Source organism: Kribbella sp. CWNU-51 (assembly GCF_054073265.1).
On the sequence record NZ_JBSXMZ010000044.1, the window covers coordinates 211,214 to 230,679 of the forward strand.

General features: G+C 68.7%; 19 protein-coding genes. 15 read left to right on the plus strand and 4 right to left on the minus strand.

Translation table 11 applies throughout. The features are described 5' to 3' along the window. Positions 1-159: 159 nt before the first annotated feature. Genes ACXC9Q_RS35330 through ACXC9Q_RS35345 form a run of 4 tightly spaced genes read left to right on the plus strand, consistent with a single transcriptional unit; the run spans position 160 to position 5,013 of the window. Positions 160-585: a hypothetical protein gene (locus ACXC9Q_RS35330; RefSeq protein WP_457060987.1), complete on the plus strand. Its 426-nt coding sequence runs from the start codon at positions 160-162 to the stop codon at positions 583-585. 42 nt (positions 586-627) lie between these two features. Then, a complete protein-coding gene (locus tag ACXC9Q_RS35335) occupies positions 628-2,052 on the plus strand; it encodes an anaerobic C4-dicarboxylate transporter (protein WP_457060988.1) in 1,425 nt (474 codons plus the stop codon). 49 nt (positions 2,053-2,101) lie between these two features. Further along, entirely contained in the window at positions 2,102-3,457 is a 1,356-nt protein-coding gene (locus ACXC9Q_RS35340; protein ID WP_457060989.1) for a M20/M25/M40 family metallo-hydrolase, read from the plus strand. 47 nt (positions 3,458-3,504) lie between these two features. Beyond that, on the plus strand, positions 3,505-5,013 hold the full coding sequence (locus ACXC9Q_RS35345; protein ID WP_457060990.1) for an MFS transporter: 1,509 nt from the start codon (positions 3,505-3,507) through the stop codon (positions 5,011-5,013). 92 nt (positions 5,014-5,105) lie between these two features. Here ACXC9Q_RS35345 and ACXC9Q_RS35350 read toward each other — a convergent pair whose 3' ends face one another. Together ACXC9Q_RS35350 and ACXC9Q_RS35355 are read right to left on the minus strand one after the other, a co-directional pair. Beyond that, positions 5,106-5,351: an antitoxin gene (locus tag ACXC9Q_RS35350; RefSeq protein WP_457060991.1), complete on the minus strand. Its 246-nt coding sequence runs from the start codon at positions 5,349-5,351 to the stop codon at positions 5,106-5,108. Between the two features lie 128 nt (positions 5,352-5,479). After that, positions 5,480-5,722: a hypothetical protein gene (locus ACXC9Q_RS35355; protein ID WP_328519508.1), complete on the minus strand. Its 243-nt coding sequence runs from the start codon at positions 5,720-5,722 to the stop codon at positions 5,480-5,482. A gap of 121 nt (positions 5,723-5,843) precedes the next feature. On the opposite strand from ACXC9Q_RS35355, the gene miaA reads away from it, so the two are divergent. From miaA to ggt, 4 genes are all read left to right on the plus strand, one after another. Then, positions 5,844-6,833 (plus strand): tRNA (adenosine(37)-N6)-dimethylallyltransferase MiaA, encoded by a 990-nt coding sequence (gene miaA / locus ACXC9Q_RS35360; RefSeq protein ID WP_457060992.1) that lies wholly within the window; start codon positions 5,844-5,846, stop codon positions 6,831-6,833. After that, complete coding sequence (locus ACXC9Q_RS35365) at positions 6,820-7,335, plus strand: SigE family RNA polymerase sigma factor (protein WP_457060993.1); 516 nt, start codon at positions 6,820-6,822, stop codon at positions 7,333-7,335. Before miaA ends, ACXC9Q_RS35365 begins: the two co-directional genes overlap by 14 nt. A 7-nt stretch (positions 7,336-7,342) precedes the next feature. After that, complete coding sequence (locus ACXC9Q_RS35370; protein ID WP_457060994.1) at positions 7,343-8,038, plus strand: hypothetical protein; 696 nt, start codon at positions 7,343-7,345, stop codon at positions 8,036-8,038. Positions 8,039-8,119: 81 nt separating this feature from the next. Next, positions 8,120-9,925 (plus strand): gamma-glutamyltransferase, encoded by a 1,806-nt coding sequence (gene ggt, locus ACXC9Q_RS35375; RefSeq protein ID WP_457060995.1) that lies wholly within the window; start codon positions 8,120-8,122, stop codon positions 9,923-9,925. A 70-nt stretch (positions 9,926-9,995) separates the two neighbouring features. On the opposite strand, the gene ACXC9Q_RS35380 is transcribed toward ggt, so the two are convergent. Beyond that, entirely contained in the window at positions 9,996-11,090 is a 1,095-nt protein-coding gene (locus ACXC9Q_RS35380) for a M20/M25/M40 family metallo-hydrolase (RefSeq protein WP_457060996.1), read from the minus strand. Positions 11,091-11,158: 68 nt separating this feature from the next. Here ACXC9Q_RS35380 and ACXC9Q_RS35385 point away from each other — a divergent pair, with 68 nt between their 5' ends. Genes ACXC9Q_RS35385 through ACXC9Q_RS35405 form a run of 5 tightly spaced genes read left to right on the plus strand, consistent with a single transcriptional unit; the run spans position 11,159 to position 16,582 of the window. Further along, on the plus strand, positions 11,159-11,845 hold the full coding sequence (locus ACXC9Q_RS35385) for a GNAT family N-acetyltransferase (RefSeq protein ID WP_457060997.1): 687 nt from the start codon (positions 11,159-11,161) through the stop codon (positions 11,843-11,845). Further along, positions 11,838-12,482, plus strand: coding sequence for a MurR/RpiR family transcriptional regulator (locus tag ACXC9Q_RS35390; protein ID WP_457060998.1), 645 nt, complete (start codon positions 11,838-11,840; stop codon positions 12,480-12,482). The genes ACXC9Q_RS35385 and ACXC9Q_RS35390 overlap by 8 nt, the downstream gene beginning before the upstream one ends. Further along, complete coding sequence (gene menC, locus ACXC9Q_RS35395; protein ID WP_457060999.1) at positions 12,472-13,587, plus strand: o-succinylbenzoate synthase; 1,116 nt, start codon at positions 12,472-12,474, stop codon at positions 13,585-13,587. The genes ACXC9Q_RS35390 and menC overlap by 11 nt, the downstream gene beginning before the upstream one ends. A gap of 17 nt (positions 13,588-13,604) precedes the next feature. After that, the gene (locus ACXC9Q_RS35400; RefSeq protein ID WP_457061000.1) at positions 13,605-15,035 is read left to right on the plus strand and encodes a Na+/H+ antiporter NhaC family protein; all 1,431 of its coding nucleotides are present in this window, start codon (positions 13,605-13,607) and stop codon (positions 15,033-15,035) included. Further along, complete coding sequence (locus ACXC9Q_RS35405; RefSeq protein WP_457061001.1) at positions 15,032-16,582, plus strand: N-acyl-D-amino-acid deacylase family protein; 1,551 nt, start codon at positions 15,032-15,034, stop codon at positions 16,580-16,582. Before ACXC9Q_RS35400 ends, ACXC9Q_RS35405 begins: the two co-directional genes overlap by 4 nt. 133 nt (positions 16,583-16,715) lie before the next feature. Here the strand turns inward: ACXC9Q_RS35405 and ACXC9Q_RS35410 are convergent, their stop codons facing one another. After that, positions 16,716-16,979, minus strand: a complete 264-nt coding sequence (locus ACXC9Q_RS35410; protein WP_457061002.1) for a hypothetical protein — start codon at positions 16,977-16,979, stop codon at positions 16,716-16,718. Between the two features lie 24 nt (positions 16,980-17,003). On the opposite strand from ACXC9Q_RS35410, the gene dapF reads away from it, so the two are divergent. Next, a complete protein-coding gene (gene dapF / locus ACXC9Q_RS35415) occupies positions 17,004-17,846 on the plus strand; it encodes a diaminopimelate epimerase (RefSeq protein ID WP_457061003.1) in 843 nt (280 codons plus the stop codon). Between the two features lie 84 nt (positions 17,847-17,930). After that, positions 17,931-19,421 (plus strand): GTPase HflX, encoded by a 1,491-nt coding sequence (gene hflX / locus ACXC9Q_RS35420; RefSeq protein WP_457061004.1) that lies wholly within the window; start codon positions 17,931-17,933, stop codon positions 19,419-19,421. The last annotated feature ends 45 nt before the right edge of the window (positions 19,422-19,466 follow it).

Below are 19,466 nucleotides of genomic sequence, written 5' to 3' on the forward strand. Positions count from 1 at the left end.
GGGGATGAGTCGCGTACACGCGACCCGGGGCCAAATGGTCCCGGGAAGGGAGCGCGGGATGGATCGAGAATTGGCTGTCACGGGTGGTCCGCTGGAGAACCTCGCCAGGCCCAAGGATTCTCTCTGCCTGGTTGTGTCCACAGCCATGGTCGGGTTGCGATGAGGGCCGGTCGCTTGCTGCGGGTCGGCGTACTGCTCGCCTGCCTTGGCCTGCTGGTCGGCTGCGACTACACCGCAAACGCCAAGGCCCAGGACCTGTGCACCCAGTACGACCAACTGGTCACCTCCGTGGACAAGTTGCGCAGTGAGGATCCGCTGACTGCAAAGGCGGAGGAGCTGCGGACCGCGTCACAGGAGGTCGTGGCCCAGCTCGACGAGTTCCAGGCCGTCTCTGACGGGCGCCTCGACGTCGCCCTGTCGACGCTGCGCGCCGATGTTGCAGCAGTGAAGGAGTCCGCGGTCGCCGCCGGGACCGAGGCGCTCGACGCGGCGCGCCCGCAGTTGCAGGACGCCTTGACGAACCTCGCCGAGGCCTGGTCCGTGGTGGAGCGCATAGCCGTCGCCCAGTGCGGCCCAGCTAGTTGAGGCAGCAACGGAGCACCAGGAAGTGAGTAGGAGAGGAACGAGATGAGCGTGTCGTTCGTGCTTGAGGCTCTGGTCGTCCTTGGCGCAATCGTCATGGGCACCCGGGCGGGCGGGGTCGGGGTCGGCCTGTGGGGCGGTCTCGGCACCTTCGTACTGGTCTTCGTCTTCGGTGAGGCGCCCGGTGAGCCGCCGGCCGCGGCACTGGCGATCATTCTGGCCGTCGTCACAACGGCGGCGCTGATGCAGGCCGCCGGCGGCATCGACTGGATGGTGGCAGTTGCGGCGCGGGTCATCGCGAGCCATCCGAAGCAGATCACGGTGATCGCCCCGTTGACGGCGTTCGCGTTCTCGATCGGGGCCGGCACCAGCAACATCATCTACCCCTTGCTGCCGGTGATCTACGACGTCTCCTACAAGAACGGGATCCGGCCCTCGCGGCCGTTGACGGTCACGGTGGTGCAGTCCGGGATGGCGCTCGCCGCCTCCCCGGTCTCGGCGGCGATGGCCGCGATGCTGACCCTGACCGACGTCGCGCCGTACAACCTCGGGCTGACGCAGATCCTCGCGATCACCGTGCCGTCGTGCGTGATCGGCATCGTCGTCACCTCGCTGATGGTCGGCAGGATGGGAAAGGAGCTCGCCGACGATCCCGAGGTCCAGGCCAAGATCGCCGCAGGTGAGCTGGCCCGGGTGGGCTCTGAGAGGCCGGCCGCGGCTCAGATCCGAGGCCAGGGCTCGGCCGGCGGCACCGGTTCCGACCCGGAGCTGCCGACTTCGGCGCAGGTCCCGGCACCCACCGAACTCACCTACACCAAGCGGGGCCGCAACTCGGCACTGGCGTTCCTGTTCGGCGTGGTGGCCATCGTCATCCTCGGGCTCTTCCCGGACCTGCGGCCCTCGTACCAGGTCGAGAACGAGACGGTCACCATCGACATGACCACCACGATCGTCTTGGTCATGTTCGTGATCGGTGTGGCGATCCTCCTGATCGGTCGACCCGACGTGAAGGTCGTGCCGGACATGTCGGTGTTCAAGGCCGGCATGATCTCCGCGATCGCCTTGTTCGGGATCGCCTGGCTCACGGCCACGTTCATCGACGCGCACGAGGCCTTCATCATCGACACTATCGGCGGCTGGGTCACCGACTGGAAGTTCATCTTCGCGCTCGCGGTCTTCCTCGTCGCGGCCCTGACCACCAGCCAGTCCACCGCGACCCGGACGATCGTGCCCATCGGGCTCGCCGCCGGGCTGGCGCCGGGCATCGTCACCGGCATGTGGGCCGGTGCGCTCAGCGGCGTCTACACGCTGCCCGCCAACGGCACCCAGATCGCCGCGGCCAACTTCGACCTCACGGGCACCACGAAGCTGGGCACGAAGCTGTTCGACCACAGCTTCTTCGTCCCGATGCTGATCATGTCCGTCACCACGATCGTCGTCGGGGCGCTGATCGGCGGCATCTTCTTCTGATCCCGGCGGTCAACGGCCCCAGATTCCTTGCGAGAAACGGAGCGCAGCAATGAACAAGACCGACATCGCCGCGAAAGCCTCGGCCCTCATGCCCGGTCTCCTCACGGACCTGGAGAAGCTGGTGTCGATCCCGTCGATCGCCTTCCCGGGCTACCCGGCCGAACCCGTCGAGGAGATGGGACGGGTGACCCTGCAGATGTTCCGCGAGGCTGGGTTCACCGACGCGCGACTGATGGAGGTCCCGTCCGGTTACCCTCCGATCTACGGCGAGATCAAAGGCCCTGAAGGATCACCGACCGTGGTGCTCTACGCCCACTACGACGTGCAGCCCGCACCACCGGAGCAGGGCTGGACGAGCGACCCGTGGACCGCCACCCGTAAGGACGACGGTCGAATCTACGGCCGCGGCGCCGCCGACGACATCGGCGGCCTGATCGCGCACCTCGGCACCCTGCGCATCTTCGACGGCAAGCTCCCGTGCACAGTGAAGCTGGTTCTGGAGGGGATGGAGGAGACCGAGAGCAACCTCGAGGCGTTCGTCGAGGCTCATCCGGAGCTGTTCGCCTGTGACTTGTTCGTCATCTGCGACATGGGGAACCTGCAGGTCGGCGAACCCGTCCTGACCACCGCCCTGCGCGGTGACGTCGCCTGCGTGGTGACGCTGAAGACGCTCGAGCACCCGCTGCACTCCGGCGTGTTCGGGGGGCCCGCGCCGGACGCCATGATGGCGATGGCACGCCTGCTCGCGACGCTGCACGACGACCACGGGAACGTCGCCGTCGCCGGAGTCTCCGCCGGCGAGTGGACGGGGGAAGACTTCAGCGCCGAGGACTTCCGGGCCAGCGCCGACATCCTCGACGGGGTCCGGCTCACCGGCACCGGTCACATCGGGGATCGGCTCTGGTCACGTCCCTCGATCAACGCCATCGGACTCGACATGACCTCCATCGCCGGCTCCTCCAACGTGCTCATCCCCGAGGCTCGCGCCAAACTCTCAATGCGAATCGTGCCCGGTTCGGACCCGGACAAGGAGCTCGAGGCGCTCGTCGATCACCTCGAGGCCAACGCTCCGTGGGGCGCCCGGGTCGAGGTGCAGCGCACCAAGGCGGCGCCGCCGTTCCGGTGTGACACCAGCGGACCCGGCTATGCCGCCGCCCGGTGGGCACTGACCGAGGCCTTCGGCAAGCCGGCCGGAGAGGCTGGCAGCGGCGGCTCGATCCCGCTGCTCCGCACCCTCCAGCAGGCCGCACCCGGCGCTGAGTTCGTCCTCTGGGGGCCGGAGGACACTGCAGTCGCACGAATCCACTCCTCCAACGAGAGCGTCGACCTGCACGAGATCGAGAGCCTGGTCGTCGCGCAGGCCCTGCTTTTGCAGCGCTTGGCCGACGGTGCACACCCAGCCTGATGCGTCTCAGCGCTGTTGGTAGCGCGCCTTCGTGAGAGGGGAGTCGAATGAGTTCCACTGACACCGGTACGAGTAACGGGACCCAAGGTGTCCTGCTCGTCACCTGCCTGTCCACCCTGGTGGTCAACGCGAACACGTCCGCGGTCAGCATCCTCCTCCCGGCCATCAGCGCCGATACCGGCATGTCCGTAACGACGTTGCAATGGGCCGTGACCGGCTATTCACTGGTCGGTGCCGCAACCATCGTGACGTCTGGTTCGCTGGGCGACGTCTTCGGAAGGAAGCGGATCTTTCAGCTCGGACTACTGCTCTTCACCGCCTCCTGCGTGCTGATCGCACTCTCCGGCTCGGGGGGCATGGTGATCGCCGGCCGCGCTACCCAGGGCGCCGCGGGCGCGACGATCCTCGCTTGCGGGCTCAGCCTTCTGTCGGTGGCCAACCGCGGTCAAGCACAGTTGCGGGCGGTCTCGCTCTGGGGGGCGGCAGCAGCGGTCGGTGCCGCGGCCGGGCCCCTGCTTGGCGGCGTCTTGGTCGAGCTGACGGGATGGCAGGCACTGTTCTGGGTGGACGCGGGCGTCGCTGTAGTCTGCATGGTCATCACGGCCGCCAGTGTGGCCGAATCACGCGACTCCAGCCGGTCCCGCTCGATCGACGTTTGGGGGAGCTTGCTGGTCGCCATCACCCTCATGCCCCTCATCCTCGCGCTGAGCAAGGGCAGCGACTGGGGATGGGCATCCGTCGCCACCCTCGGTTGCCTGGCGCTGGCCATCGGTGCGGGGATCGCATTCGTGGCCGTCGAACGCCGGGTCGCCGTACCGATGCTCGATCTGGCGCTGCTCCGAAACCGGGTCCTGGTCGGTTCCACACTCGCGATCCTGATTGGCTCCGGCACCATCAACGGGCTCATGTACCTGATCAGCCTCTACTTCCAGAACCCCCAAGCCCTTGGCTACAGCCCATTGCAGGCCGGCCTGGCAACCCTGCCCGCCACAGCTGGACTGGTGGTGGTCGCGCCTCTCGTGCCACGCTTGGCAGCACGGTTCGGCGGCCGGCAGGTCGTCGCCGGAGGGTTCGCGATCACCGCCGCCGGGTTCGCAGCGATCGGCTTCGTCGAGGCGTCATGGCTGTACACGGCCTTCGTCCTACCGCTCGTTGCCGTTGCCATCGGAATGGGACTCTCCAACGGGCCGGCGTCGTCGGCGGCGACAGCCTCAGTGTCGGCGACTCAGGTCGGGGCAGCATCCGGTGTCTCCAACATGGCCCGGTATGTCGGTGCCGCAGTGGCCACGGCGCTTGCTGCGTCGATCTACGGCAACGTGATCGCAGACAAGACAGCGGCCGGACAGTCGGGCGCCGACGCACTGGCCGCAGGACTCGGTGCAGCCTCCTGGGCGATGGCAGCAATCAGTGCCGCCGGCGTCGTGATGGCCGTGGTCATGGGTCGCCACCGCGCTGCCCAGGGCACCCTGGCCGATGCGGCCGCCGCAGCAGCGGCCCACACCCACACGCTGCCGACCTCAGCCACGCCCGTCGCTACGCCGACCGGTCACCCTTAAGGCGGTGTCCTTCGGGCGGTGTTCTTATGTCACTCCCTGGACATGACGGAGGGCCGCAAGGGGTTCATTCCTTGCGGCCCTTCGGGTGGTGATCAGGCGGGCTGGTTCGGGCCGTCCGGGATGTCGTCGTTCTGGCCGTCGAGGCCGTCCAGGCCCTCTTTGGCCTTCTCGACACCCTGGTCGATCTTGTCGCCGTATTTGCCGCCCGTCTTCTCGTCGACGAAGTCACCGGCCTTGTCGAGACCCTCGCCTACCTTGTCGCCGTGCTGGTCGACCAGGTCGCCGGCCTTTTCCTTCAGGCCCTCGGCCTTACCCTTGAACTTGTCGAAGATGCCCATCTCCGGGCTCCCATTCCTGCGTAGTTGAGTGCTTACAGACAGCTTGCGGCGATCTTCGCACCTGCAACGCTTGAACTGTGGGATCTCCGCGAGTGCCATGCGGACGGGCCCGGAGTCAAGACCGAGACTCAGACGCCGTCGCCAGACGGCTCCGACTCTACGTCACCACCGCTGTCTTCACCCTCGTCGCCAGTGGACTCGACGTCTCCACCACTGAACTCGACGTCGCCGCCACTCCTGGACTCGACGTCGCCGCCGCTGCGCTTGAATTCGACGTCGCCGCCACTCTTCGCGGCGAACTCATCGGCCTCGTCGCCCAGCCCCAACTTCTCCTTGGCCGCGTCGGACTCTTCCTCGAACGGATTCGACACTGGTTTCCTCCCGTAGACGTAATGCGATCTGCAGTGTTCCTACCGAACTTTCCGGGTCAACCACAAGGCCAGTCTGGCCCTCTTGGCGGAGTCTTCATAACGACCCTGTCAGACTGGAGCGATGCCCGATCCACTCGTCGTCGCGGTCGTCGGTCCCACCGCCGCCGGCAAGTCCGACCTGTCCGTTGCCTTGTGCAAGCGCCTCGGCGGCGAGGTGGTGAACGCGGACGCAATGCAGGTCTATCGCGGCATGGACATCGGTACGGCGAAGATCAGTACGGCGGAGCGCGACGGCGTACCGCATCACCTGCTGGACATCCTCGATGTCACCGAGACCGCGACCGTCGCCGAGTTCCAGCAGCTCGCGCGGCAAGCGATCGACGACTGCATCGACCGCGGCAAGGTCCCGGTGCTCGCCGGCGGATCTGCGCTGTACATCCGCGCGATCCTCGACGACTTCGTCTTCCCCGGCACCGACCCCGCCGTTCGCGCCCGCCTGGAAGCCGAGCTGGCAGACAAGGGCTCCGGGGCACTGCACGAGAAGCTGACGGAGATCGACCCGAAGGCGGCCGAGCAGATCCTGCCCAGCAACGGCCGGCGGATCGTCCGGGCGCTCGAGGTCGTCGAGATCACCGGCGGCCCGTACGTCGCGACCCTGCCCGAGCATCGGTACGTGTATCCGGGTGCGGTCCAGCTCGGTCTCGACGTACCGCGGCCGGAGCTGGACGAGCGGATCGGGCGGCGGGTGGACCGGATGTTCGACGCCGGATTCGCCGACGAGGTGCGAGGTCTGCTGAACAAGGGTTTGATTGAGGGGAAGACGGCCAACCGGGCGCTCGGCTACTCGCAGGTGATCGCGTTGCTGAACGGTGAGATCGACGAGGTGGAGGCGCGGGAGCGGACCGCGCAGGCCACGCGCCGGTTCGCGCGCCGGCAGGACTCGTGGTTCCGTAAGGACCAACGAATCAGTTGGCTGCCGTACGACGACCCCGACCTGCTGGAGAAGGCACTCGAAGTGATAGCCGAAGGCAACCGGAAGGCGAGCAGCGGCGTAGTCGGGGTGGAAGAAGCCCCGAGCCATCACTCAGGGGCCGTCGATGCGAGGGGGTGACCGTGAGGCCGAGTTTCGCGAGTACCTGCTCGCGGACCGCACCCGACTGATGAGGACGGCTCTCCTGCTGACCGCGGGAGATGTGCACACCGCCGAAGATCTGGTGCAGACCGCCTGCACGCGGGTCTACGTGCACTGGCACCGGATCAAGCACGAAGGCGCCGGCCCGTATGCGCACCGCATCCTGGTCAACGCCTTCCTGGACGAGCGCCGCCGCGCCGGCCGCCACCCCGAGGTGGTGACGGCGGAGACGCTCGAGCCGCGGCTGTCCGGCGAGGCGGACCCGGTGGACACCCTGGCCGTGCGCGGGGCGTTGCTGGATCTCGCGCCGCGGCAGCGGGCGGTGCTGGTCCTGCGGTACTTCCAGGATCTCGACGTGGCGACCTGCGCGCGGATCCTGGAGTGCACCGAGGGGACCGTGAAGAGCCAGACGGCGAAGGCGTTGAAGCGTCTGAAGGAACTGATGTCCGAGGAAACGGATCGTACGACGGGGAGTAGTTGAGAACACGGTGGACGAGGTCAAGAGGCTGTTGGAGGGGTTCGCGGATACTGCGGCCGATGGGTTGCCGGACGCGGACATCGAGGCGGACGTCGCCCGCGGCCGGCGCGCGCTGCGCCGGATCAAGCGCCGGCGCCGGGTCACCGGAGTACTGTGCGTGGCCGCCGTGTCGGCCGTTGTCCTTGCGATCGGCAACCAAGTGAAATGGTGGGGGACCGGCGGCAGCACCGAGGTCGCGGGCGGATCGGGCGAGCCGGAGACCGCCGCCGCGAGTACGATTCCCTCGACGGCCCGACCCGCTCCGGCCAAGAGCGGCGAGACGATGTCCATGTTCGGCGCGTCCGTGGCCGAACTGGTGGCGAACAACAAGCCCTGGCGCACGATCGACTGCTTGCTCGCGCCGAAGGGCTGGACCGCCGAGACCCCGATCGCCGCCGGCCGCGTCGTACTCTCGCAGCCGGAGATGCGGACCGCGGACACCGCCGCCAAGATCGTGCTGCAGGCGGCTCCACAGGCGCGCAGTCTGGTGTCGGTCCGGGTCACCGACGGGGTCGGCAAGACCTTCCACATCGGCACTCTCGACGGCCGGCTGACCGGCCAGGTGAAGCTCGCCGACAAGTGGCTGCTGGTCCAGCTCCCGAACGGCACCGTCGAGTGGCCCGACGACGTCCTGCGCCAGTTCATGGACTCCTGCGCCATCAAGTAGGCGCGCCACAAGTGGCGCACAACCTCGCCGTGGGATAGGCAAGGGCTTGACCTTGTCGCCGACGCCCCGCGGGAGAAACTCGTGAAGAAACTGGTCGCATCTCTGTCTGCAGGTGCCCTTCTCCTGTCCGGTCTGAGTGCGAGCGGAGCCGTCGCGAGCCCGCCGGCCCAGAGCCCGGTCAGACATCCGACCGCGGTCGGGTTCGGCGGCGCGGTGTCGTCGGTCGACCCGGACGCGACCAAGATCGGCCTCGACGTACTGCGGCGTGGCGGCAACGCGGTCGACGCCGCGGTGGCCACAGCCGCGGCCCTCGGTGTGACCGAGCCGTACTCCGCCGGCGTCGGCGGTGGCGGGTACTTCGTCTACTACAACGCCAAGAAACACAAGGTGTTCACGATCGACGGCCGCGAGACCGCACCCGCGGACATGCCGTCGGACGCGTTCATGAACAAGGCGACGGGTCAGCCGTACCCCTTCGCGCAGCTGGTGACCTCTGGTGTGTCGATCGGCGTACCGGGCACGCTGGCGACCTGGGACAGCGCGCTGCGGCAGTGGGGTTCGCTGCCGCTCGGCAAGGCGCTGACGCCGGCCGCCGACCTGGCCGATCGCGGCTTCGTGGTCGACCCGACGTTCCGGCTCCAGACGCTCGAGAACAAGGACCGGTTCGCGCAGGTCGTGCCGACGGCCAAGCTGTTCCTGCCCAACGGCGACGCGCCGCAGGTCGGGTCGGTGTTCAAGAACCCGGAGCTCGCCGACACCTACCGCCTGATCGGCAAGCAGGGCCCGTCGGTGTTCTACCGCGGTCCGCTGGCCGGCGAGATGGCGGCCGTGGCCGAGAACCCACCGAAGACCGCCGACGCCACGCTGCCCTTCTTCAGCGGATACCTCGCCACGGGCGACCTGGCGAAGTACAAGGCGATCGACCGCCAGCCGACCAGCGTTCGGTACGACGGCCTGGACGTGTACGGCATGCCGCCGTCGTCATCCGGCGGCATCACTGTCGGTGAGGCGCTCAACATCCTGCAGCCGCAGCACCTGAGGCAGCAGAGCACCACGCAGGCGTTGCACACCTACCTCGAGGCCTCCGCGCTGGCCTTCGCGGATCGCGGTGCGTACATCGGTGATCCGGCGTACGTCGACGTACCGCAGAAGGAGCTGCTGTCACGGGGCTTCGGCGCCGAGCGGTCGTGCTTGATCGACCCGCAGAAGGCCGCGGTCAAGCCGGTGCCGGCGGGGTCGCCGGACGGCAAGTACTCGCCGTGCGCGCAGGGCACGGCCGCCGAGCAGCGGCCGGACACCGAAGGTCGTTCGACCACGCACCTGGTCACCGCGGACAAGTGGGGCAACGTCGTCTCCTACACGCTGACGATCGAGCAGACGGGTGGCAGCGGCATCACGGTTCCCGGACGCGGGTTCCTGCTGAACAACGAGCTGACCGACTTCTCCGCGGTCCCTGACCCCAAGGACCCGAACATCGTGGCGGCCGGCAAGCGGCCGCGGTCCTCGATGTCGCCGACGATCGTGCTGCGCGGCGGCAAGCCGTACATCGCGATCGGATCGCCTGGCGGCTCGACCATCATCACGACGGTCTTGCAGACGCTGACGAACCGGCTCGACCGTGACATGACCCTGCCGGAGGCGATCGCCGCACCGCGCGCGTCCCAGCGCAACACTGCGTCGGTCACCGCCGAACAGTCCTTCATCGACACCTACGGTTCGGCGCTCGCGCCGTACGGCCACACCTTCACGCCGGCGGGTGCTCCCGGGAGCTCGGCGGCCGAGATCGGAGCGGTCGCGGCGCTGGAGTTCCTGCCCGGCGGTGCGATCCTGGCGGCCGCGGAGCCGACCCGGCGCGGCGGCGGATCCGCCGGCACGGTCCGGCCCTGACCGACCCGTTGCGTCCGAAGATGTGAGGGCAATAGACCACGGATCTTCGGACGCAAGGGGTCTTCTGGCGCTAGAGCGAGGTGATGATCGCGGCGACCAGGTCGGCTCGTTCGGCCAGGCTCGCCGCGATCACCTGTTCGTGGACGGCGTGGGCCCCTTGACCTAGCGGCCCCAGGCCGTCCAGCGTCGGAATCCCGAGCCAGCCGGTCAGATTGGTGTCGGCGGCCCCTGAAGCCGCCGCTCCGTCGACTTCCTGGCCGACAGACCGCCCGGCTGTGATCACCTTCCCTAGCAACTCATCGGTCGCCGGCGACGGCTGCCAGGCCGGGCGGTTGGACATGACGCGTACCTGCAGCTGGGCGTCCGCACGCACGGGCTGGAGGCCGGTGACCGCGTCGAGTACCGCCTGCTCGGTCTCCGGATCGACGAACCGGAAGCCGATATCGGCCGCGGCAAATCCGGGTACGACGTTCGTCCGGCCGCCTCCGGTGATCGTGCCGACGTTGCACAACACCTCGTCGTACCTGCTGACCACCGCGCGGACGAGGATCAGCTGGTCGACCAGCTCGTCGATCGCGGAGACACCACTGCCGGGGTCGAGGGCGGCGTGCGCCTCGCGGCCGGTGACCTCGATCCGGACCCGGGTGCTGCCCCAGCGCGACGTCTTGAGGTCGCCGTTCGGATGCGGTGGCTCGAGGCCGAAGGCGGCGTACACCCCGGTCGACTCGGCGGTGACGAGATCGCGAGCCGATGGGGAGCCGACCTCCTCGTCCGCGACGACGACAACGCGCACCGGACGGTGATCGAGGTCGGCGATCCGTTCGAGCGCGGTTTCCAGGACGACGAGTCCGCCCTTCATGTCGAAGACGCCGGGCCCGCGGACGACGCCGCCCTGTTCATGCCAGGGCATCGCGTCCCGCAGTTGCCCGACCGGCCAGACGGTGTCGTGGTGCCCGAGGAAGAGCAGGGGCGGCTCCCCGGCGCGCGGACCGCGGCCGGGGAAGTCGGCGACCACATGATCGCCGGTAGGCATCGGCACGCGGCGGGTGGTCCCGCCGAGCTCGCCGTACCTGTCGACGAGGCGGTCGGCGAAGGCGTTCAGGGCCTTGGAGTCACCCGTTGGCGTCTCGTGGCCGACGTACTCCCGGAGCCGATCGATCATCATGGATAGTCAACGTATCATCATCCGGTCGCCGATTGACTTCCCTCAGATCGACGGGATGTACTCAAGATATGAATCGTATCCGTGAGGCGGGCGACGGCTTCAGGGCCGTCTCGCTGACCACCCCGGCGCGGTATGCCGAGGCTGCGACGCTCTACCGCGAGGTGTTCGGTTACCAGGACCCGGACTACGCCCTGAACCCGCGACTGCTCGGCGCTCTGACGAGCAACGGCGGGTCCGTGGTCGGCGTGCTGGACGAGTCCGATCGGCTCGTCGCCTTCGCCTACGGCTTCTGTGGCACGGACCGGCGCGGTTTCTACCACTACTCGCAATCGGCCGTGGTCGCCGCCGATCAGCAAGGCCAGGGGCTCGGGCGGCTGCTCAAGCACACGCAGCGGGAAGTTGCCCTCGGCCACGGCATGACCCGGATGCGCTGGACCTACGATCCGTTCGAGATCCGCAACGCGCACTTCAACCTCGACGTCCTCGGCGCCCGCGGTCGGTGGTACGCCCCGGACATGTACGGTCCCGGCACCGACCGCGTGGTCGTCGAGTGGGATCTGACCCGGGAGCCGAGTGCTGAGCCGGCCCGGGAGACGGCTCGGTTGGTGGTCCCGGCCAAGGTGACCGACCAGGTCCGGCACGACGTCCGGGCGGGCTTCCAGGGGTTGCTCGGGAAGGGGCTCGTGGCCAAGTCCTGCACTCGGCTGACGGACGGGGACGCCGCCTACTGCTTCGGGCCGGTCGACGATGCCTGAGGATGCACGCAACCGCGAACTGTCCAGCCCCCACGAGCGGTACGACGCCCGCCTGCAAAGGCGATCGTCGACGCAGTTGCAGCGCCGCGTGGTCGAGCAGGAGCGCGCCTCGATCGAGCGGGCACTCGACCAGATCCTGGCCGACGACTCGATCGCCCAGGCGGCAGCCCGGATCGTGGCCGCCCGGCGCCGCTTCATCATCGGCTCGGCGAAGTCGTTCTCCTACGCCTCGCTGCTCGCCTTCGACCTCAGTGCCGGCCTGTCCCAGGTCACGCTGATCGACGGCACGGTCGTCCGCGGCGTCGACGTGCTGTCCGACGTACGGTCCAACGACCTGATGGTCGCGTTCTCGCTGCGCCGCTACCGTCGCGACACCGTGGAGATCGCCCGCGCCTTCGTCGAGGCCGGTGGTGAACTCGTCGCCGTCACGGACTCCGAGGACGCGCCGCTGGCGAAGATCGCGAACCAGAGCATCTACGTCGCCACCGGGAGTGCGTCGTACGTCGATTCGCCGACGGTGGTGGCGTCCGTGCTGCACGTGCTGGCGACCCTGACCACGGCGAGCGCGAAGGGCGCGCGCCGGCGGCTGGGAGAGCGCGACCGCTTGAACACGGAGCTGGGACTGTATGTCAACTGACCTGAAGATCACCGCTGCCCGGCTGCACCGGGTGCGGATGCCGCTGGTGCACGCGTTCCGCACCAGTTCGCACCGCAAGACGTTTCTCGATCACATCCTGGTCGAGCTGGAGGACGCGTCCGGAGCTGTCGGCTGGGGCGAGATCGCCTCACCGTCGGATCCGTACTTCGTCCCTGAGACGGTCGAGACGTGCTGGCAGATCGCCGGGCACTACCTCTTGCCGGCCGTGCTCGGTCAGCAGTGGCAACACCCGGAGCAGGTCTCGCGACTGTGGTCGAAGGTTCGCGGCAACCAGTTCGCCAAGGCAGGTGTGGATGTCGCCGCCTGGGTGTTGTGGTCGGCCGTGCGGGGAGTGCCGTTGGCCGAGGCGCTCGGCGGGACCCGGACCGAGGTGGTCGCCGGGGTCTCGCTCGGGATCGAGCCGACGATCGACGGCCTGCTGGCCGAGGTCGAACGGCAGGTCGCGGCCGGCTATCCGCGGGTGAAGCTGAAGATCGCGCCCGGCTGGGACCTCGAGCCGGTGCGAGCGGTGCGGGCCGCCTATCCGGAGCTCGACCTCCATGTCGATGCCAACGGCATCTATTCCGGGGACGACCTGGACTACCTGCGGACCCTGGACGACTTCGGCCTGACGATGATCGAGCAGCCGTTCGCGCCGCGGAACCTGCTGGACCACGCCCGCCTGCAGCGACAGGTGGCGACCCCGATCTGCCTGGACGAGAGCATCGAGACCCTCGACGACCTCGAGACCGCCTTGTCCGTCGGGGCGTTGAAGGTGCTCAACATCAAGGTCTCGCGGATGGGTGGCCTGACGGCAGCCCGCGCCGCGCACGACCGCGCGCAGCAGGCCGGGATCGCGGTCTGGTGCGGGGGTATGCACGAGTTCGGCGTCGGCCGCGCCGCCAACGTCGCGATCTCCAGCCTGCCCGGTTTCTCCCTCCCGTCGGACGTGTCCGCCTCGGACAAGTACTACGCCCAGGACGTGATCACCCCTGCGGTGATCGCGACACGAGGTGTCGTACAGGTGCCGTCGGGGCCAGGTCTGGGCCACGCGCTCGACACCGACCTGATCGCCGCGAACACCGTGGCCACGCTCGCTCTCTGACAGAACAGGACCATTGGATGAGTCAGGACCTACGCACGGACTCCCCGGCAAACGCATACCAGACCGAGCTCCCGACCGGCCGTCGCCGCTGGCTGAACGCGCTCGCCGCGATCGGGTTGCTGGCGTCGGTCGTCGCCGGGCTGCTCACCGACGGCCCGACGCTGTGGGGCCTGCTGCCGATCGTGCTGTACGCCGTCTTGTGCCTGCTGGGCATGGACATCGTCGTCGGCACCGTCATCGCGGTGCTGTCCGGCATTCTGATCGCCGGCCTGAGCCCGATCGAGACCGGCACGTTGCTCGGCAAGTCGCTGGCCGACTCGGTGACGGCGATCGGCCTGATCATCGTGCTGGGCGCGGGCGTCGGCGAGGTGCTCAGGGTGACCGGCGTGGCGACGACGATCGTGTCGGGTGTGATGCGCATCGCCGGGGATCGCAGCCGGGTCGCGGTCGTCGTCGGTGTGATGGTGTCGTGCCTGATCCTGGTCGCCAGCCTCGGCACGCTGGCCGGTGCGCTGGCCATCGCGGCGCCGATCGTGCTGCCGATCACGGCGCGGCTGGGCTACACCCGCGCGGCGACCGCCTCGATGATCTTCATCGGCGGCTGTGCCGGCCTCACGGTCGCACCCTTCGCGGGCTCGAACGTCGCGATCATGACCGCGGCCGACGTCAACTATCTGACCTACCTCGGCTACGGCGCCGGCCCGCTGGCCGTGCTCTCCCTGGTGCTGGGCCCGTTGGTGGTGGCCTACATCCAGCGCCGGACCGAGGGCACCGGCGACGACTACGACCTCGCCGAACTCGTCTCCGGCGACAGCGCGACCACCGCGCGGGCGCCGCGAGCCGCGACGGCCACCTTCCTCGTCGTACTGCTCGGCAGTGTCGTGTACGCGACGGTGACCGAGGCCGGTACGAACTTCCCGTTGCTCGCGCTGCCGGTGCTGGGGATCGTCACCGGTCTGGCCGGCCGGCTGAGCGCCCGGGACATCGCCGAGCACATGTACCGCGGTGGCGCCAAGCTGATCAGCATCCTGCTGCTGTTCTGGTTGCTGGCCGCGCTGTTCGCGCTGATCGACCAGTTGGCGCCGTTCAAGGTCATCCTCGACGAGCTCGGCCCCGAGCTCGCGACGGTGTCCGGATTCGGGGTGGCGATCGCGATCGCCTTGCTCGGCTGGGTCGGCGTACCCGGCGCCACGGCGGCTCAGGTCGTCCTGCTCGACAAGGTGTTCGGGACGCTGGCGGCCGGCGCCGGCGTGGGTCCGGGTGCGTGGGTCGTGGTGCTGCTGTTCGCGTCGAAGGCGGACACGTACGGGCCGTTCCCGAACGCCAACATGGTCGGCGCGATGGGCCTGGCCCGATCCTCGGACCTGAAGAGCATGCTCATCACCGGCTGGATGATGCTGGTGCCCGCCTGCGTCATGTACGCCGTGATCCTGTTGGTGACGACATGATCGCGATCACCGGCGGTCTCGTCGTGGACGGCACCGGCACGGAGCCGGTGGCGGCGACGGTGGTGGTCGACGGCGACCGCATCGCCGACGTCCTGCCGGCCACCTCGCAGCCGGCCGTCTCCGAGGTGATCGATGCCGCGGGCAACATCGTGGCACCGGGTTTCATCGACCTGCATTCGCACGCGGACTTCAGTGTCCGTACGTCGCCCGGGGCGACCGCCCAACTGCACCAGGGCGTGACCACCCTGGTCACCGGGAACTGCGGCTGGTCGCCGTTCCCGATCACGGACCTGGAGTCGATGCGGACCGGTACGGCGTTCCTCGACCCGAAGCACGACTGGTCGTGGCGGGACACCGGCGAGTTCGCCGCATCCCTGGAGCCCGCGGCCGTGAACGTCGCGCTCCAGGTCGGCCACTCGGCGCTGAGGATCGCGGCGATGGGCAACGCGGACCGGGCGCCGTCACCGGACGAGCTGCGGACGATGCAAGACCTGCTGCGAATCGCCGCGGAGCAAGGCGCGGTGGGCTTCTCGACCGGCTTGATCTACGCGCCGGGTGCCTACGCGGAGTCGTCCGAAGTCGCGGCCCTGGTGGCGACCGCGGCCGACTGCGGGCTGCTCTACTCGACCCACATCCGCAACGAAGGCGCGGGCCTGCTCAGGGCACTGGACGAGGCGATGGCCGCGGCAAGGGCAGGCGGCGCGAGACTCGAGGTCTCGCACCTGAAGGCCGTTGGCGAACGAATCCACGGTCTGGTCACCGCGGCGCTCGAACGCCTCGACCGAGCCCGCGCAGACGGTCTGGACGTCACCTGGGACGTCTATCCCTACACGGCCTCCAGTACGACGCTCACCGCCCGGCTGCCCACCTGGGCGATGGACGGCGGTACGCAAGGTCTGCTGGCCAGGCTCGCCGATCGGACCGAACGCGAGCGGATCGCGGCGGCCCTCCGCACGGGTGACCTGTTCGATCCGGCCGCTGTCGTGATCGCGTCCGTGCCGCCCGGCCGGTACGAGGACTGTCGCGGTCTCAGCCTCGCGGAGATCGCCCGGCGCGACGAGGTGGACGCGGCCGAGGCCGCGCTGCGGGTGCTCGAGCACCACCGGGCCGCGGTCAGTGTGGTGAACCACGCGATGAGCGAGGACGACGTCGTCACCGTGCTGCGGCACCCGTGCACGAGCGTCGCGAGCGACGGGTGGATCCTCGACGCCACCGGGCCCGGCCACCCGCATCCGCGCAACTTCGGCACGTTCCCCAGGGTCCTCGGCCGGTACGCGCGTGACCTCGGCGTACTCACCCTGCCCGAAGCGATCCGCCGGATGACCTCGCTGCCCGCGTCCCGGCTGGGCTTCACCGACCGCGGTGTGATCAAACCCGGTGCCGTCGCCGACCTCGTCGTACTGGACCCGTCACGGGTCGCCGACAGGTCGACGTACGACGATCCCTGGCAACTGTCCGTCGGCATCGAGCACCTGCTTGTCGGGGGCCGGCAGGTGCTGGCCGACAGCGTACCGACGGGTGAGCGGCCGGGGCGCGTCCTCACTTGACGCGCTGTCCCCGGGTTCGCCCTCCCAGCGGACGTGTCCGCCGCGGAGAAGTACTACGCCCGGGATCGGCGGCCAACCCTCCGGAGCCGAGGTGATCGATGCCACGGGCAACATTGTGGCATCGATCGTCCGCTCAGGTCTGCTTGAAACGCTTGGGTTCGCTCGGCAACGGCGGAGGGGTGACGGCGGCGTCCTCGGCGGTCGTCTCGAGCCATCCGTCGTACTCGGTCAGCAGGTCGTCGAGCTCGTTCTGATCCACATCGCGCAGTACGACGACCCACGGGTGGTCCTCGTCGTCGCCCTCGCCGTGGAAGCGGCCGCGCCGTACGTCACCGTCCAGCCGGGCGGCGACCGTCTCGGCGTCCTCCTGCTCCCAGAAGTAGGCGATCAGCTCCATGGGCAACACCGTACGATCTTCCTCATGAGTACGTTTGCGTGGCTGAAGGGGCATGGCACGGAGAACGACTTCGTGATCCTGCCCGACCCCGACGGCACGATCCACGGCGAGCTGGACGCGTCGGTGGTGCGCTTCCTCTGCGACCGGCACGCCGGCCTCGGGGCGGACGGCGTCCTGCGGGTGATCGAGGGCGGCAAGCAGTCGTACGTCGAGGACGGCGGCGACTGGTTCATGGACTACCGCAACGCCGACGGCTCGATCGCCGAGATGTGCGGCAACGGCGTCCGCGTCTTCGTCCGGTACCTGACCGAAGCCGGGCTGACCGGAGGCAAGCCGGTCCGGGTCGGCACCCGGGCCGGCGTCAAAGAGGTCGTGCTGAACGACGACGGCACGCTGACCGTGGACATGGGCGAGCCCACGCTGCCCGCTCCGGCGGGCGTCGTCGTCGAGGCGAACGGGCACCAGTGGCCGGCTGTCAACGTGGACATGGGCAACCCGCACGCGGTCGCCTTCGTCGACGACCTCCGCGAGCCCGGCAACCTGTGCGACCAGCCCACCTGGTCCCCCCAGGAAGCGTTTCCCGACGGCGTGAACCTGGAGTTCGTCGTACGGCGGGGTCCGCACGACGTCGAGATGCGGGTGCACGAGCGCGGATCGGGGGAGACGCGGTCCTGCGGGACCGGGACCTGTGCCGTCACTGTGGCCGCTGCGCGGGCGGCCGGGGACGAGTTGCCGGTCACGTATCGCGTCGGCGTACCGGGCGGTGAAGTCAGCGTGACGTGGCGTGCGGACAACCATCTGGAGCTGACCGGACCGGCCGTGATCCACGCTCGCGGAGACTTCGATCGGGCCTGGTTACCCGCCTGACGGGGAATTCAGGTACCGCGTGGGGCGTTGACGTGGTTAATCGGGTCGCCTGTACTAGGTGGCCCGTGCCACGATGGAAGGTATATGACGACCCATTCGCATTCATACGACGAGACCACCGACGTCGAACTTGACCTCATCGAGGGCGACGACTCCGGCGATTCGTTGACGGGTCACGACTCGCACGACTCCGAGCTGGGCACTGAGGGCCTAGAGCTCGAGGAACGCCAGGCCCTGCGCCGTATCGTCGGCATGTCGACCGAGCTGACCGACATCAGCGAGGTCGAGTACCGCAAGCTGCTGCTCGAGCGGGTGCTGCTGGTCGGCGTCTGGACCGAGGGCAGCGCCGAGGACGCGGAGAACTCGCTTGCCGAGCTGAAGCTGCTCGCCGAGACCGCCGGTTCCGAGGTACTGGACGGCGTGATCCAGCGGCGGAAGAAGCCCGACCCGGCGACCTTCATCGGTTCCGGCAAGGTGGCCGACCTGCGCAACCTGGTCGCGTCGCTCGGCGCCGACACGGTGATTGCCGACGGTGAGTTGGCCCCCGCGCAACTGCGCAACCTGGAGGACAAGCTCAAGGTCAAGGTGGTCGACCGGACCGCGCTGATCCTGGACATCTTCGCGCAGCACGCGAAGAGCAAGGAAGGCAAGGCCCAGGTCGAGTTGGCCCAGCTGCAGTACATGAAGCAGCGCCTGCGTGGTTGGGGTGGCAACCTGTCCCGCCAGGCCGGTGGACGCGTCGGCGCGGCTGGTGGCGGTATCGGTGGCCGTGGTCCCGGTGAGACCAAGATCGAGACCGACCGGCGCCGGATCAACACCAAGATCTCCAAGCTCCGCCGTGAGCTGAAGGACATGAAGGGCACGCGGTCGACGATGCGCCAGGAGCGCCGCCGGCACTCGATCCCGTCGGTCGCGATCGCGGGGTACACCAACGCCGGCAAGTCCTCGCTGCTGAACAAGATCACCGGAGCCGGTGTCCTGGTCGAGAACGCGCTGTTCGCGACGCTGGATCCGACCACCCGGCGGACGACGACCTCCGACGGCCGCGTGTACACGTTCACCGACACCGTCGGATTCGTGCGGCACCTGCCGCACGACATCGTCGAGGCGTTCCGCTCGACGCTGGAAGAGGTCGCGGACGCGGATCTGCTGCTGCACGTGGTCGACGGTTCGCACCCCGACCCGTTGGCCCAGATCCAGGCGGTCCGCGAGGTGCTCGGCGAGATCGGCGCCACGGACGTCCCGGAGATCATCGTGATCAACAAGGGCGACCTGGCCGACCCGATCGCGCTGGCCCCGATCCTGCACCGCGAGCCGGGCGCGATCATCGTCTCGGCCCGCACCGGCGACGGCATCGACAAGCTGAAGGCCCTGGTCGAGGCATCGCTGCCGCAGCCGGACGTGGCCGTCGACCTGTTGCTTCCGTACGACCGGGGCGATCTGGTCTCCCGGATCCACTCCGAGGGCTCGGTCGGCCAGCTCGAACACACCGCCGACGGCACCCGTCTCACCGCCAAGGTCCATCCCGACCTGGCCGGCGACCTCACGCCGTACCAGGTGGCGGCAGCCAACTAACGCACGGCTCTCTGAGGGCGTCGCCAACTCTTGGCGACGCCCTCA

What these genes read in the sequence shown, in the direction of transcription:
- ACXC9Q_RS35330 (WP_457060987.1), top strand. Translation starts at nt 160, where the DNA reads ATGAGGGCCGGTCGCTTGCTGCGGGTCGGCGTACTGCTCGCCTGCCTT.
- ACXC9Q_RS35335 (WP_457060988.1), top strand. Translation starts at nt 628, where the DNA reads ATGAGCGTGTCGTTCGTGCTTGAGGCTCTGGTCGTCCTTGGCGCAATC.
- ACXC9Q_RS35340 (WP_457060989.1), top strand. Translation starts at nt 2,102, where the DNA reads ATGAACAAGACCGACATCGCCGCGAAAGCCTCGGCCCTCATGCCCGGT.
- ACXC9Q_RS35345 (WP_457060990.1), top strand. Translation starts at nt 3,505, where the DNA reads ATGAGTTCCACTGACACCGGTACGAGTAACGGGACCCAAGGTGTCCTG.
- ACXC9Q_RS35350 (WP_457060991.1), bottom strand. Translation starts at nt 5,351, where the DNA reads ATGGGCATCTTCGACAAGTTCAAGGGTAAGGCCGAGGGCCTGAAGGAA.
- miaA (WP_457060992.1), top strand. Translation starts at nt 5,844, where the DNA reads ATGCCCGATCCACTCGTCGTCGCGGTCGTCGGTCCCACCGCCGCCGGC.
- ACXC9Q_RS35365 (WP_457060993.1), top strand. Translation starts at nt 6,820, where the DNA reads ATGCGAGGGGGTGACCGTGAGGCCGAGTTTCGCGAGTACCTGCTCGCG.
- ACXC9Q_RS35380 (WP_457060996.1), bottom strand. Translation starts at nt 11,090, where the DNA reads ATGATGATCGATCGGCTCCGGGAGTACGTCGGCCACGAGACGCCAACG.
- ACXC9Q_RS35385 (WP_457060997.1), top strand. Translation starts at nt 11,159, where the DNA reads ATGAATCGTATCCGTGAGGCGGGCGACGGCTTCAGGGCCGTCTCGCTG.
- ACXC9Q_RS35390 (WP_457060998.1), top strand. Translation starts at nt 11,838, where the DNA reads ATGCCTGAGGATGCACGCAACCGCGAACTGTCCAGCCCCCACGAGCGG.
- menC (WP_457060999.1), top strand. Translation starts at nt 12,472, where the DNA reads ATGTCAACTGACCTGAAGATCACCGCTGCCCGGCTGCACCGGGTGCGG.
- ACXC9Q_RS35400 (WP_457061000.1), top strand. Translation starts at nt 13,605, where the DNA reads ATGAGTCAGGACCTACGCACGGACTCCCCGGCAAACGCATACCAGACC.
- ACXC9Q_RS35405 (WP_457061001.1), top strand. Translation starts at nt 15,032, where the DNA reads ATGATCGCGATCACCGGCGGTCTCGTCGTGGACGGCACCGGCACGGAG.
- ACXC9Q_RS35410 (WP_457061002.1), bottom strand. Translation starts at nt 16,979, where the DNA reads ATGGAGCTGATCGCCTACTTCTGGGAGCAGGAGGACGCCGAGACGGTC.
- dapF (WP_457061003.1), top strand. Translation starts at nt 17,004, where the DNA reads ATGAGTACGTTTGCGTGGCTGAAGGGGCATGGCACGGAGAACGACTTC.
- hflX (WP_457061004.1), top strand. Translation starts at nt 17,931, where the DNA reads ATGACGACCCATTCGCATTCATACGACGAGACCACCGACGTCGAACTT.